This is a genomic window from Trujillonella endophytica (genome assembly GCF_900110555.1).
GTDB classification, from domain to species: Bacteria; Actinomycetota; Actinomycetes; order Mycobacteriales; family Geodermatophilaceae; genus Trujillonella; species Trujillonella endophytica.
Map to the genome: position 1 here is coordinate 127,272 of NZ_FOEE01000006.1, position 13,783 is coordinate 141,054.

Sequence of the window (13,783 nt, forward strand, 5' to 3'; positions counted from 1 at the left end):
CAGCCGTCACCGAGCAGCTCGGCGGCTCGGCGGCTCGGCCCGCTGACCGGTTCGGTTGGCTCTGCGCGCGGCCGGCTGCCCGGCTCGGTTCACTGTGCACCTCGACCGGCTGACCGACTCGGTTGGCTCTGCACCTCGGCCGGCTGACCGGTCGAGCACCTCCGGGCGCGACTGAGCGGGGACGGCGTCTGGGAGCATCAGAAGACGTGGCTGCCCCCGCCCGCATGCGCATGAGCCGTACCGCGCTGCTCCCCGTGTTCGTCCTGTTCGTCTGCGCGCTGCCCTTGGCCACCGCCGCGTCCTGGGGTCCGGTGGTGTTCCTCATCCCACTGGCCGCCGCCGCGTGGGTCCTGCGGGTCGGCGTCGACATCGACGAGGCGGCGATCACCGCCCGCTCGCTCGTCGGCTCCCGACGGGTGCCGTGGACCGACCTCGCCGGCATCCGGGTCGGCGACCGCGGCGCCCTGTGGCTGGTGACCACCGGCGGGACCGAGGTACGCCTGCCCGTGCTGCGCGCCCGCGATCTGCCTCGGATCGCGGCGCTGTCCGGCGGCCGGATCGACGTCCCTGCACCCCCGCGGCCCTAGCCCGACCTCCCGGACGGATCGGCCCGATCGGCCGGATCGGGCGGATCGGCCGACTGCCCCCGCCGGCCGGACGCTGCATCGGCCGGACGCAGAGCCCGCGTGACGGACCACCGTCGCTCCCTCCCGCAGGTGGTCAGAAGGGTGCCGGGCCGGCGGCGGCTCGTTGTCCGGCCGTGATCCGGGGAGCGACGAGGACGCGGATGGCTTCTCGGCGTTGTTCGTCAGTCAGCCGGGACCACGTGGGTGGGGCCGCGGCCGGTGCGCACCTGGCCGGTGCGGGCCGGGCCGGGCCGGCGTGGTCGGAGCGGTGGATCGCCGCCGCGTGGGGCTGGTCGACGCTGTCGGACGTGTCCGGGGTGGTGGTTGGTGTGATTCCGTCGTCGGTGCCGTAGCGGGGCGGGACGGTGGTGATGGTGGTGCCACCGGGCAGGGTCCAGACCAGTCCGTCGGTGACCGAGCCGCTCAGCTGCCAGCCCGGTGCCTGGTGGGAGAGCCGGTGATGGTGTTCGCACAGGCTCTCGAGGTTGGTGTGCGCGGTGGGGCCGAGCGGATAGGGCACCAGGTGGTCCAGGTCGCAGCGGCGGTTGCGGCAGCCGGGGAACCGGCAGCGTCGGTCGCGGAGCCGGACGAAGCGGCGCAGTGCGGTGGCGGGCCGGTAGTCGTCCGTCGGTCCGGGTGGGTCAAGTCCGCACCCGGCGCGGGCAGCTCGTGTCAGCTCGATGCTGTCGGTGAGGGCGAGCAGGCACCCGGACAGGTCGTCGACGACTGCGATCCGCGGCCGTTCGGCCAGCGCGGTGCCCGCGATCGCGCGCAGGTCCAGCAACGCCGCCAGCGCCGCCCCGGACGCTGCGTCTCCCTCGACCTCGGACTCGGCCTGCTCCCCGGAGTCGGCGTCGTCCTCGGTGTCGGTGTCGGTGTCGCCCTCGGTGTCGGTGTCGGTATCGGTGTCGGTTTCGGTGTCGGTATCGGTGTCGGTGTCGGTATCGGTGTCGAACTCGCCCTCGGTGTCGGAGTCCGCCTCGGTCTCGGCGGCCGGGCCCTCGCTCCGGTCCGTACAGCGGTCTTCGCCCTCACCGTCGCCGGATGCCTCGCCCGCGGGCGCCACCTCGGCGGATGCGGAATCGGTGGTCGGGGCGGTCAGCGCGGTGTCCGCGTCGGACGTGTCCTCGTCGGTCGACGTGAGCCCGTGAGCCGGCGCGGCCCGCTGGGCGGGTAGGGCGGCGGGTCGGGGGAGCAAGCCCAGGGCGTAGGTCAGTTCCCGGACCAGCACCGCCGGAACGGTCTCGCCGTCGATCTCTCCGGGCTCATCACGGTCGGGACCGGTGGCGGTGAGGGTGCCCGCGCCGGCGAGCACGGTCAGCAGCACCTGCACGGGGGAACGGCCGGTTGCGTCCGGACGCAGGATCAGATCCGCCAGGCAGTCGGCCATGCGCTGATCCATGCTCCGCGGATCCGGCGCGCCCTCGGCATCCACCGCGCACGCCTGCGCGTAGCCGCGCAGCGCCACCTGGCACGCCCGCGCCACCGGCCCGGGCAACACCGCGGTCAGCACCGCCATCCCGTCCTCACCGGCATGCCGGGTCACCTTCCGCCCGGCCACCGCCCTTACCAGCCGCTTCACCGCGGCATCGGCGTCGATCCGCGCGATCGCCCGCTTGGTGCACTCCCGCAACTGCGCCACCGTCTGCCGGCTCGCCCGCGGCAGCACCCGCTCCTGCACCGCCGCCTTCTTCTCCGCGCCGCGGACCGGCCGCAGCAGCTCCACCAACGCGCGCGCCTGGGCCCAGCAGATGCTCCCGGCCTCCAACGCCGCCAGCGTCGCCGGCAACTGCTCCACCAACTCCACGCACTCGACCAGCAACCCGCCCGCGGTACGGCCGGACAGCCGCACCCGGGCCGCGACCTCGTCCACCGCCCACTCGCTGACCCCGGTCAACGCCTCCGGCCTGGCCGCTCGCGACGGCGCCGACGCCGCGCCCCGCTCACCCGGGGCCCGATCCCAGGCCTGCGGCCGGCACCGGGCGAACGCCGCCAGCGCCCGCGCCCGCGCAGCGGCCAACTGCGCCAGCCCCCGCTCGGCCTCCACCGCCGCATCCAGCCACCCCGCCCCCTCTTCCAACAGCACCGCCCGCGGATCCAGCCCCTCCCCATCACCGACGGCGGGTTCAGCCGCGGGCCCCGACTCGGCAGCAGGCCCGGGCTCGGTAGCGGTGGGCCCGGTAGCGGTGCGCTCGGTCGCGGGCTTGGATTCGGGTTCGGCAGCGGCGGGCCGGGGAGCGGGTGTCGGCAGCTCAGCGGACGCGACGGCGGGTTCGGGCTCCGCAATGGCGGACTCCGACCGGGCCTCGGCAACGGGCTCGGGTGCAGCAGCGGATTGCGGCCGGGCACCGGAATCGGCGGCCTGCTCGGCATCGAGATCGGCCGCGAGCGCAGCAGCCACCGCCTCGAGGTCGCCGAGGTCGTCGAGGTCGGTACCGGACGCGGGCTCGGCCGCACCGACACCTCGGGGCGCCCGGGTGACGGCGCGAGCGACCGGCGTCATGCTCACGCCGCGGCCGTGCACCGCCTCCAGGATCCATTCACCCCGCGGCCGACCCGCGGCCGGGGACGCCGCCTCCAGATGAGCGCAGCGCGCTGCCTCGACCGGCGGCCCCGGGGGCCGGTCCGCACCGTCGACACCGTTCTCGTACACATGTTCGATACTAGTCGGCGCACGGCCTCCTGACCAGCGGAAACGAGACTGTGGACAAGACCTCGGCCTGTGGACGCACAGGCCGCCAACACCCTGGGACCCGGCAGAGTGCCGCCCATGAAGGCGACCACACGAGACACCTCCCCCCGCCCCATGGCGGCATACCGGAACCGGCCCACGCCCCGGACACCCCGGCGCCGCCGCCCACCGGGCCGCGCGGGGCGCACGTACTGTCGTGGACGTGAGGCGGGAGGGCGGACGACGGGCGTTCCGGCTGGCGAGCGCACTCCTGCTGACCGCAGTGGTCGCCGGCTGCGGGAGCGACGGTGGCTACGAGCCGCGGGGCGACTGGCGTCCGCTTCCGGAGGGGCCCCCGCCGCAGGTCGCTCCCCCGACGGAGGGCCAGGCCCCACCGCCCTCGACGCCGCCGCCAGGCCAGCCGGGCGAGTCCGCGCAGGATCCCAACGTCGTGGCCAGCGACCTGGACGTGCCGACCGGGCTCGTCCTGCTGCCCGACGGTTCCGCACTGGTGGCCGAACGGCGGACCGGACGCCTGCTGCAGGTCTTCCCCGATCGCTCGCCCGCACGCGAGCTCATGGTCGTCCCGGGCATCGACCCGCGGGGCGACGGCGGCCTCTACGGTCTCGCCCTCTCGCCCACCTTCGACGAGGACGGGCTGGTCTACGCCTACCTGTCCACCGCGACCGACAACCGGGTGGTGCGCTTCCCGATCAGCGGCGGCACGCCCAACCCGGTGTTCACCGGTATCCCCCGCGGTGACGTGCACAACGGCGGCGCCCTGCTCTTCGGTCTGGACGGCTCGCTCTTCGTCGGCACCGGTGACACGGGCAACGCAGCGCTGGCCCAGGACCCGGCCTCGCTGGCCGGCAAGGTGCTGCACATCGACGTGTTCGGTCAGCCGGTCGGAGAGGGTCCGGTGCACGGCAGCGGATTCAGCAACGTGACCGCGCTGTGCCTCGGCGGGGACGAGACGCTGTTCGCCACCGACGACGCCGGGGACCGCGCCGACGAGCTCACCGAGGTCCTCCCGGGCGCCGACGCCGGTTTCCCCACCGAGCAGCGCGAGTCCACCGCCCCGGTGCAGGAGATCGAGGGCACCGTCGGTGGCCTCGGCGGCTGCGCGGTGGCCGGCCCCACGGTGTACCTGGGCGCCCTGGAGGGCCGACGCATCTACGCGGTCACCCTCGACGGCAGCGGCGTCCCCGTCGCCGAGCCCGAGGAGCTCATCGCCGACCAGTACGGCCGACTGCGGACCGTCGTCCTGGAGCCCCAGACCGGAGCCCTGTGGATCACGACGTCCAACCGCGACGGCATCGGCACGCCGGGCGAGGGCGACGACAAGGTGCTCCGGATCCTGCCGCCGGGCGCCTCCGGCGAGGACAGCCCGCTGTAGGAGCCGCGCCGAGCCCGGACGCCCGACGCCGAGGCCCAGGCCCGAGAGGCGAAGAGACCGAGAGGCGCACAAGCCGAGAGGCGAAGAGCTCGAAGGGCAACGCCGAGCGGGGAGACGCCGAGAGGCCCACCCCGGCGCCGGCCGGGGTGGGCCTCCCTCGTCCAGGGGTGTGGCCGGACTAGCTGCCGACGACCCGCTCCTCGAGCATGCGCTTCACCGTGGCGGCGTCGGCCTTGCCGCGGGTCGTCTTCATGACCGCGCCGACGAGTGCGCCCAGGGCCTGCACCTTGCCGCCGCGGACCTTCTCGACCACGTCGGGCGCCCCGGCGATCGCCGCCTCGACGGCGGCCACCAGCTCGTCGGACTCCCCCATCACGGCCAGACCGCGGGCCTCGACGACCTGCTTCGGCCCACCCTCACCGGCCAGCACGCCGTCGAGTGCCTGCCGGGCCAGCTGGTCGTTGATCGTGCCGGCGTCGATCAGCGCCGCGAGCTCCGCCACCTGCGCCGGGGTGACCGCGAGCTGCGTGAGCTCGACACCGGCGTCGTTGGCCCGGCGGGCGAGCTCGCCGAGCCACCACTTGCGGGCGTCGGCCGGCGAGGCGCCTGCGGCCACGGTGCCGGCGACCAGCCCGAGCGCGTCGGCGTTGACCAACCACGCCATCTCGGTCGCCGACAGCCCCCACTCCTCCATCAGCCGCGTCCGGCGGGCGGCCGGCAGCTCCGGGAGGTCGGTCGCGAGCTTCTCGACCCACTCCGCATCGGGGGCCAGCGGCACGAGGTCGGGCTCGGGGAAGTACCGGTAGTCGGTGGCCTCCTCCTTGCTGCGCCCGGGCGAGGTGCTGCCGGTGTCCTCGTGGAAGTGCCGCGTCTCCTGCAGCACCCGACCGCCGTCATCGAGGACGGCGGCCTGACGGCGCATCTCGTAGCGCACCGACCGCTCCACCGAGCGGAGCGAGTTGACGTTCTTGGTCTCGGTGCGGGTCCCCCACTCCAGGCTGCCGATCGGCGCCAGCGAGGTGTTCACGTCGCACCGAAGGCTGCCCTGCTCCATGCGCACGTCGGAGGCGCCGAGCGCCTGGACGATCTCGCGCAGCTCGGTCACGTACGCGCGGGCGACCTCGGGGGCCTTCGCGCCGGCTCCGGGGATCGGCCGGGTGACGATCTCGACCAGCGGGATGCCGGCCCGGTTGAAGTCGACCAGCGAGTAGTCGGCCCCGTGGATGCGACCGGTGGCGCCACCGACGTGCAGGTTCTTGCCGGTGTCCTCCTCCAGGTGCACCCGCTCGATCTCCACGCGGTAGGTCTGGCCGTCGACCTCGACGTCCAGGTGCCCGGCCGTGCACAGCGGCTCGTCGTACTGGCTGGTCTGGAAGCCCTTGGGGATGTCCGGGTAGAAGTAGTTCTTGCGCGCGAACCGCGACCAGGTCGCGATGCGACAGCCCAGCGCCAGGCCGATGCGGATCGTGTGCTCGATGGCGGCGGCGTTGGCGACCGGCAGCGAACCCGGCAGCCCCAGGCAGACCGGGCAGGTCTGGGTGTTGGGGTCCGCGCCGAAGGTGGTGGAGCAGCCGCAGAACATCTTCGAGGCGGTGCCCAGCTCGACGTGGGTCTCCAGGCCGATGACCGGCTCGTAGCGGGTCAGCACCTCGTCGAACTCCACGAGGCGATCGGGGGTGGCGGTCACGAGGTCGTGTCCTCCTTCGGGAGGGACCGGCCGGTCAGCCAGGCACCGGCGCCGGTGAGCAGTCCGAGGACGATGAAGACGGCGAAGACGGCCTTGCCGGTGACGATCCACAGCACCGTGCCGGCCACGATGACGAAGGCCGTCAGCGCCCAGCCGGCCTTCAGCGGGCCGTTCACGCCGGGCCTCCGGCGGCCGCCGCGCGGGTCGGCAGCTCGTCGAGCAGCCGGTGTCCGCGGGCGCTGTCGAGCGCTGCCTCCACGGCCGCGGCCAGCGAGTAGCAGCGGTCGTCGGCCAGCGCCGGCGCCATGATCTGCAGACCCACCGGCAGCCCCTCGGACAGGCCGCACGGCACCGAGGTCGCCGGCAGCCCGGCCAGGCTGGCCGGCAGCGTGCACAGGTCGGCGGCGTACATGGCCAGCGGGTCGTCGACCCGGCTGCCCAGCGGGAACGCCACGCTCGGGGTGGTGGGGCTGATCAGCACGTCGACGTCGTCGAACGCGGTGGTGAAGTCGCGCGTGATGAGCGTTCGGACCTTCTGCGCCTGACCGTAGTAGGCGTCGTAGTAGCCGGCCGACAGCGCGTAGGTGCCGAGGATGATGCGGCGCTTCACCTCCGGCCCGAAGCCCTGGGCGCGGGTGAGCGCCATGACCTCGTCGAGGTCGTGCCGGCCGTCGTCGGACACCCGGATGCCGAAGCGCATGCCCTCGAACCGGGCCAGGTTGGACGACGCCTCGCTCGGCGCGATGAGGTAGTAGGCCGCCAGCGCGAGGTCGAAGCTCGGGCACGAGATCTCGCGGACCTCCGCGCCCATGCCCTCGATGAGCTGCACCGCCTCGGCGAAGCGGGCGAGCACGCCCTCCTCGTAGCCGGTGGTGTGCCCCTCACCGCCCAGCTCCCGGACGACGCCGACCCGCAGGCCCGACAGGTCACCGGCGGCACCGCGGCGGGCGCACTCGGCCAGCGGCGGCAGCGGGGCGTCGATGCTGGTGGAGTCGCGCGGGTCGTGCCCGCCGATGGCCTCGTGCAGCACAGCGGCGTCGAGCACCGTGCGGGCCATCGGACCGGCCTGGTCCAGGCTCGAGGAGAACGCGATGAGGCCGTACCGGGAGACCGAGCCGTAGGTGGGCTTGTGCCCCACCAGGCCGGTGACCGCGGCCGGCTGGCGGATCGAGCCACCGGTGTCGGTGCCCAGCGCCCACGGGGCCAGGCCCCCGGCGACGGCGGCCGACGACCCACCGGAGGAGCCGCCCGGGATGCGCGAGAGGTCCCACGGGTTGCGGGTGACCCGGTAGGCGGAGTTCTCCGTCGAGCTGCCCATGGCGAACTCGTCCATGTTGGTCTTGCCGAGCAGGACCGTGCCCGCATCCTTCAGGCGCCGGGTCACGGTGGCGTCGTACGGCGGTCGCCAGCCCTCGAGGATCCTCGACCCGCTGGTGGTCGGGACTCCCTCGGTGACGAAGACGTCCTTGAGCGCCACCGGGAGGCCGGCCAGCGGCCCGAGCTCCTCGCCGGCGGCACGCGCGGCGTCCACGGCGGCGGCCCGCTCCAGCGCGGCCTCGCCGTCCACGTGCAGGTAGGCGCCGACGGCGCCGTCCTCGGCCTCGATGCGGTCCAGGTACGCGCGGGTCGCCTCCACCGAGGAGACCTCCCCCGCGCCGAGACGACGGCCGAGCTCGGCGGCGTCGAGGTCGGTGATCTCACTGCTGGACACCATCAGTCCTCCCCCAGGATCCGCGGCACGCGGAAGCGGTCGTCCTCGGCCGCGGGCGCGGCGGCGAGGACGACGTCGCGCGGCAGGCTCGGGGTGGCCACGTCGGCGCGGAACACGTTGGTCAGCGGCACGGCGTGGGTCGTCGGGTCGACGTCGGCGACCTCGGCCTCGCCCACCTGGGCGACCGCGTCGAGCACCGCCCCCAACTGGCCGGCGAACCGGTCGAGCTCCTCCTCGGTGAGGGCGAGACGGGACAGCCGCGCGAGGTGCGCGAGGTCGTCGCGCCCGAGTCCGGCGGTCTCATTGCGCCCGGGTCCGGCAGTCTCATTGCGCCCGGGTCCGGCAGTCTCATTGCGCCCGGGTCCGGCGGTCTCGACGCGCCCGGGGCCGGGGGTGTCCTCCCGCTCCCGGGCTTCCTTCGGTGAGGGCGTGCTCATGCTGTGGCCGAACTCCACTCCTGCGCCGTCCCGCCGCGGGCCCCGACCGTGGCGGTGCGGGAGCGTGCGGGACCGGGGTACCAACCCCGCCACTGTACGTGGGGCGCTACCGCGCGGCCCGCGGCCGATGCGGCCGTGACGGCGGCTCGACCCGGCGGGGGACGATGGGGGAAGCTGGTCGCTGTTCGCCGATCGACGACGATCGACCCGCATCCGAAGGACGCCCCGGAGGCACCGTGTCCTATCTCCTGCGGCTGGTCGTCCCCGACCGGCCCGGCATCCTCGGCGCCGTGGCCACCGCGCTCGGCGCCGCCGGGGTCGACATCATCTCCGTCGACGTCCTGGAGCGCGGCGGCGGCGTCGCCGTCGACGACATCGTCATCGATCTCCCGCCCGACCGGCTCCCCGACGGGCTGATCACCGCGGCCCAGGCCGTGGACGGCGTCCAGGTGGAGTCGCTGCGGCCCTTCGCCGGACCGCTGGACACCCACCGCGAGCTGGAGCTGCTGGAGGCCCTGGCGCGGGCCGGCGAGGGCACCGCGGTGAAGCTGCTGGCCGCCGAGCTGCCGCGGGTGTTCACCAGCGGCTGGGCGGCGATCCTGACCGGCGGGGGCGACCGGTGCGAGGTGCTGGCGACCTCGGACGCGGCCCCCACCTTCGACGGCATGCCCGTGCCCTGGCTGCCGCTCGAGGCTCCGCGCCTGCTGCCCAGCGAGGACGAGTGGATGCCCGAGCGCTGGCGGGAGATGGCCATCGAGATGATGGCCACGCCGTTCGGCTCTCCGCGGACGGCCGTCGTCATCGGCCGGTCCGGCGGCCCCGCGTTCCGCCGCTCGGAGCTGCTGCGGCTGGTCCACCTGACCGGCATCGCCGCGACCGTCGCCCACCTGCCCCCGGCCTGATCGCACGGCGGCCGGACCACACGGCGGCCTGACCGCGCCGGGGGCACGCACCGCCGGCGCGACCGTCACGGGTGCAGCAGGACCCTGCCGAACGGATGCCCCTCCTCGACGTGCGCGTGCGCCCGCGCCGCGTCCCGCAGCGGGAAGACCGAGTCGACGGGCACCGTCAGGTCGCCGCTCGCCACGTCCTCGAGGAACCCGCGGACCAGGTCGTGCACGCGCGCGGTGTGGATCTCCAGCGCCAGGTAGACACCGGAGACGGTCAGCTGCTTCGACAGCAGGTCGGCGAAGGAGAACGACTGCGGACCGCCGCCGGCCGCGCCGACCACGACGTAGCGGCCGCGGTGGCCGAGGGCGTCGAGCAGCTGCGGCACCGCGGCCCCGCCGGCCATGTCCACCACCAGGTCGACGCCCGCGCCCCCGGTGAGCTCGCGGGCCCGGCGACCGATGTCCTCGGCCGAGTGGTCGATGCCGGCGTCCATCCCCAGCGCCGTCAGCCGCTCGAGCCGATCCGCACCGCGCGCGGTCCCGATGACCCGCGCACCGGCACGCTTCGCGAGCTGGACGCAGGCGACGCCGACCCCGCCGGCCGCCCCCTGCACCAGGACCGTCTCGCCGGCCCGGAGCCTGCCGAACTCGAACAGCGCGTCGCTCGCCGTGCCGAAGAGAACGGGGACCGGCGCGGCGAGGTCCAGGTCCAGCCCGTCGGGCACGGGGAAGATCCGCTCCTGCGGGACGACGAAGAGCTCGGCGTGGCTCCCCCGGTCCGCCTGCCCCACCACCCGCTGCCCGGGGCGGACGACGGTCACGCCGGCGCCGACGGCCTCCACGACGCCGGCCGCCTGGTAGCCGCCGACGTGCCGCGCCGAGGTGGGCGGCACGGTCCGGCGGTGGATGAGGTCGCCGCCCTCGATGCTGACGGCCGAGACCCGGACGAGGACCTGCCCCGCACCCGCCGCCGGATCGGGCACATCGCCGTACTCGAGCACCTCCGGGCCGCCGTTGCGGCCGTAGAAGACCGCCTTCACGAGGTCTCCTCCGCCTCGGCGGCCGCCGAGGCGGGCTCCGCCGGCCCGTCGCCCGCCGGCTGCGTACCGTCCCCGATCGTCGCCACCGCACGCGCTGCGTCGGGGCCCTCGTCGAGCAGCACCCGGAAGCCGTCGTCGTCCAGGATCGGCGCCTTCACGCTGACCGCCTTGTCGTACTTGCTGCCGGGGTCGGCCCCGACGACGACGAAGCCGGTCTTCTTGCTCACCGAGCCGGTCACCTTGCCCCCGCGCTCCTGGATGGCGGCGATGGCCTGGTCGCGGCTGAGGTCGCGCAGCGAGCCGGTGACGACGACGGTGACGCCGGTCAGCGGCCCCGGCCCGGCCGCCTCGCCCTCGTCGGCCATCCGCACCCCGGCGGCCCGCCACTTCTCGACCACCTCGCGGTGCCAGTCGACGGCGAACCAGTCCTGCACCGACCGCGCGATGGTGGGCCCCACCCCGTCGGCGGCGGCCAGCTCCTCCTCGCTCGCGGTCATGATGCGGTCCAGCGAGCGGAAGTCACGGGCCAGCGCCTGGGCCGCGGTCGGGCCCACGTGGCGGATCGACAGCGCGACCAGCACCCGCCACAGCGGCACGTCCCTGCGGGTCTGCAGGTTCGACAGCAGCTTGCGGCCGTTGGCCGAGAGGGTGCCGTCCTTCTTCGTGAAGAACGCCGACCGCTGCAACGCCTCCTCGTCGAGGGAGAAGACGTCGCCCTCGTCCTGGAGCAGCGAGCTCTCCAGCAGCGCGATCGCCGCCTCGTACCCGAGCACCTCGATGTCGAAGGCCCCCCGGCCCGCCACGTGGAAGACCCGCTCCCGCAGCTGCGCCGGGCAGGAGCGCGCGTTCGGGCAGCGGATGTCGGCGTCGCCCTCCTTCTCCGGCCGCAGCTCGGTGCCGCACTCCGGGCAGTGCGTCGGCATCACGAACGCGACCTCGGAGCCGTCGCGCGCGGCCACGACGGGCCCGAGCACCTCGGGGATCACGTCCCCGGCCTTGCGGATGACGACGGTGTCGCCGATCAGCACGCCCTTGCGCACGACCTCCGAGGCGTTGTGCAGCGTGGCCAGCTGCACGGTGGACCCGGCCACCTTCACCGGCTCCATGTAGGCGAACGGGGTCACCCGACCGGTGCGCCCGACGTTGACCCGGATGTCGAGCAGCTTCGTCGTCGCCTCCTCGGGCGGGTACTTGAAGGCGATGGCCCACCGGGGCGCCCGCGACGTCGACCCCAGCCGGCGCTGCAGCGCCACCTGGTCGACCTTGACGACGACGCCGTCGATCTCGTGCTCGACCGAGTGCCGCTGCTCGCGGTAGCGCTCGATGTAGGCCCACACGCCCTCGAGGTCGTCGACCACCTCGAACCGGTCGCTCACCGGAAGGCCGAGCTCGCGCAGCCGGTCGTAGGCCGCCGACTGCCGCTCGGCGGAGAAGCCGGTGGCGGCCCCGAGCCCGTGCACGACCAGCCGCAGCGGCCGGGACGCGGTGACCCGGGCGTCCTTCTGCCGCAGCGACCCGGCGGCGGCGTTGCGGGGGTTGGCGAAGGGCGCCTTCCCGGACTCGACGAGGCCGGCGTTGACGTCGGCGAACCCGGCGACCGGGAAGTAGATCTCGCCGCGGACCTCCAGCAGCTCGGGCAGGTCGTCGCCGCGCAATTGCTGGGGCACGTCGCGCATCGTGCGCACGTTGGCCGTGACGTCCTCCCCCGTGGTGCCGTCACCGCGGGTGGCCGCGCGCACCAGCCGGCCACGCTCGTACAGCAGGGCCACGGCGAGGCCGTCGACCTTGAGCTCGCACAGGTACCCGGCGCCGGAGCCGGCCTCCCGCTCGACGCGGGCGGCCCAGGCCGACAGCTCGTCGCTGCTGAACGCGTTGTCCAGGCTCTGCATCCGCTCCAGGTGCTCGACCGGTGCGAACGTGGCGGTGAACCCGCCGTTGACCTTCTGGCTGGGCGAGTCGGGCGTGACCAGCGCCGGGTGCTCGGCCTCGATCGCCTTCAGCTCGCCCAGCAGCTCGTCGTACCGGCCGTCGCTGACCAGCGGCGCGTCCTGCACGTAGTAGGCGAACGCGTACCGGTCCAGCTCCTCGGAGAGATCGCGGTGACGGGTGCGCGCGGCCTCGGGGACCTGGGTGAGGTCCTCCCGGTCGACGGGGGCGGCCACGTCGGGGGCGTCGGCGGGGATTCCGGCTGGGGCCTCGGCGTCCGTGCTCACGGTCGGAACGGTAACCGCCGGGTACGACGGTCCACCTGCCGTGATCGTCGCTACTCGGGCAGCAGGTAGCGCGCCGCCTCGCGCACGTGCGTCATCGCGGCGCGGGCGTGGTCCGGGGTCGCCCCCGCGAGTCCACAGGCCGGCGAGAGCGTCACCGCGGCGGCGAGGTCGTCGGCGGGGAAGCCCAGCTCGTTCCACCAGGCCCGCAGCCGCGCGGCGGTCGCCTTCGGCGCCGGGAGGACGGCGTCGGTGCCCGGCACCACGCCGAGCACCAGGTGCAACCCCGCGTCGACGGCGGTCCCGATCACGTCGAGGTCGGTGACCGTGGCGGAGTCGACGGAGACCGCGGCCGCACCGGCGGCGCGGAACAGCTCCAGCGGCGCCCGCGTCGCGCAGCAGTGCACGACCACGGCGGCGGGCAGCGCGGCGATCACCGCGGCGAGCTCCTGCTCCACGACGCTCGCCTCGACCGGCGGCAGCTTGCCGAAACCGGTGATCGTGGGCAGGCCGCCCTGCAGGACGGCGGGCACGCTCGGCTCGTCGAGCTGCACCACCACGCGCGCGGCCGGCAGCCGGGCCGCCACCTCCGCGACGTGCGCGGCGACCCCCTCGGCCAGCGACTGCGCCAGGTCGCGGCGCGCGCCGGGGTCGACCACCGCCCGGTCACCGCGCGTGCGCTCGAGCCCGGCGGCCAGCGTCCACGGCCCGGCGGCCTGCACCTTGAAGGTGCCGGTGTATCCCTCGGCCAGCTCGTGCAGGGCGTCGAGGTCGCGGGCGAGGAACTCGCGGGCCCGCCGCTGGTCGATGCCGCTGCGCGGGACCAGCCGCCAGCCGGCCGGCGTCAGGTCGACGGCGAGGTCCACCAGCAGCGCGGTGGCGCGGCCCAGCAGGTCGGCCCCGGCACCGCGGCCGGGCAGCTCGGGCAGGTGCGGGAGGTCGGGCAGCTCACCGAGCACCACCCGCAGCGCCTCGACCGGGTCCGTGCCCGGCAGCGAGCCCACGCCCGTCGCCGGCCCCCAGAGGCGGGCCGTCGGTCGGGTCGCGTCGTGCTGCGGATCGGTCGGGGAGGCCACGACGGCGACGGTAGTCCGACCCCGCGCCCGCCCTCGGGG

11 protein-coding genes are annotated in these 13,783 nt (G+C 74.8%); 3 read left to right on the top strand and 8 right to left on the bottom strand.

Annotation, left to right across the window (positions count from 1 at the left end):
* Positions 1–206 precede the first annotated feature (206 nt).
* Positions 207–587: a PH domain-containing protein gene (locus BMY88_RS11275; RefSeq protein WP_244524608.1), complete on the top strand. Its 381-nt coding sequence runs from the start codon at positions 207–209 to the stop codon at positions 585–587.
* A 133-nt stretch (positions 588–720) separates the two neighbouring features.
* Here the strand turns inward: BMY88_RS11275 and BMY88_RS11280 are convergent, their stop codons facing one another.
* Positions 721–3,027, bottom strand: coding sequence for an HNH endonuclease signature motif containing protein (locus BMY88_RS11280; protein ID WP_170861071.1), 2,307 nt, complete (start codon positions 3,025–3,027; stop codon positions 721–723).
* A gap of 721 nt (positions 3,028–3,748) precedes the next feature.
* Between BMY88_RS11280 and BMY88_RS11285 the strand changes: the two genes are divergently transcribed.
* The gene (locus BMY88_RS11285) at positions 3,749–4,693 is read left to right on the top strand and encodes a PQQ-dependent sugar dehydrogenase (protein ID WP_244524609.1); all 945 of its coding nucleotides are present in this window, start codon (positions 3,749–3,751) and stop codon (positions 4,691–4,693) included.
* Positions 4,694–4,871: 178 nt separating this feature from the next.
* On the opposite strand, the gene gatB is transcribed toward BMY88_RS11285, so the two are convergent.
* From gatB to gatC, 4 genes are read right to left on the bottom strand one after another with little or no spacing between them, the layout of a single operon-like run.
* Positions 4,872–6,380, bottom strand: a complete 1,509-nt coding sequence (gatB, locus tag BMY88_RS11290) for an Asp-tRNA(Asn)/Glu-tRNA(Gln) amidotransferase subunit GatB (RefSeq protein ID WP_091943151.1) — start codon at positions 6,378–6,380, stop codon at positions 4,872–4,874.
* The gene (locus BMY88_RS11295; RefSeq protein ID WP_091943153.1) at positions 6,377–6,556 is read right to left on the bottom strand and encodes a hypothetical protein; all 180 of its coding nucleotides are present in this window, start codon (positions 6,554–6,556) and stop codon (positions 6,377–6,379) included. Before BMY88_RS11295 ends, gatB begins: the two co-directional genes overlap by 4 nt.
* Positions 6,553–8,094, bottom strand: a complete 1,542-nt coding sequence (gene gatA / locus BMY88_RS11300; RefSeq protein ID WP_170861072.1) for an Asp-tRNA(Asn)/Glu-tRNA(Gln) amidotransferase subunit GatA — start codon at positions 8,092–8,094, stop codon at positions 6,553–6,555. The genes BMY88_RS11295 and gatA overlap by 4 nt, the downstream gene beginning before the upstream one ends.
* Positions 8,094–8,528: an Asp-tRNA(Asn)/Glu-tRNA(Gln) amidotransferase subunit GatC gene (gatC, locus tag BMY88_RS24670; RefSeq protein WP_091943415.1), complete on the bottom strand. Its 435-nt coding sequence runs from the start codon at positions 8,526–8,528 to the stop codon at positions 8,094–8,096. Before gatC ends, gatA begins: the two co-directional genes overlap by 1 nt.
* 236 nt (positions 8,529–8,764) lie before the next feature.
* Between gatC and BMY88_RS11310 the strand changes: the two genes are divergently transcribed.
* Positions 8,765–9,430: an ACT domain-containing protein gene (locus tag BMY88_RS11310; protein WP_091943157.1), complete on the top strand. Its 666-nt coding sequence runs from the start codon at positions 8,765–8,767 to the stop codon at positions 9,428–9,430.
* Positions 9,431–9,495: 65 nt separating this feature from the next.
* Here the strand turns inward: BMY88_RS11310 and BMY88_RS11315 are convergent, their stop codons facing one another.
* The 3 genes from BMY88_RS11315 to BMY88_RS11325 are packed head-to-tail and all read right to left on the bottom strand — an operon-like array spanning position 9,496 to position 13,744.
* Positions 9,496–10,458, bottom strand: a complete 963-nt coding sequence (locus BMY88_RS11315; protein WP_091943159.1) for a quinone oxidoreductase family protein — start codon at positions 10,456–10,458, stop codon at positions 9,496–9,498.
* A complete protein-coding gene (gene ligA / locus BMY88_RS11320) occupies positions 10,455–12,671 on the bottom strand; it encodes an NAD-dependent DNA ligase LigA (RefSeq protein WP_091943161.1) in 2,217 nt (738 codons plus the stop codon). The genes BMY88_RS11315 and ligA overlap by 4 nt, the downstream gene beginning before the upstream one ends.
* A 50-nt stretch (positions 12,672–12,721) precedes the next feature.
* Entirely contained in the window at positions 12,722–13,744 is a 1,023-nt protein-coding gene (locus tag BMY88_RS11325) for a methionine synthase (protein ID WP_091943163.1), read from the bottom strand.
* Between the last annotated feature and the right edge of the window lie 39 nt (positions 13,745–13,783).

What these genes read in the sequence shown, in the direction of transcription:
- gatA (WP_170861072.1), bottom strand. Translation starts at nt 8,094, where the DNA reads ATGGTGTCCAGCAGTGAGATCACCGACCTCGACGCCGCCGAGCTCGGC.
- gatC (WP_091943415.1), bottom strand. Translation starts at nt 8,528, where the DNA reads ATGAGCACGCCCTCACCGAAGGAAGCCCGGGAGCGGGAGGACACCCCC.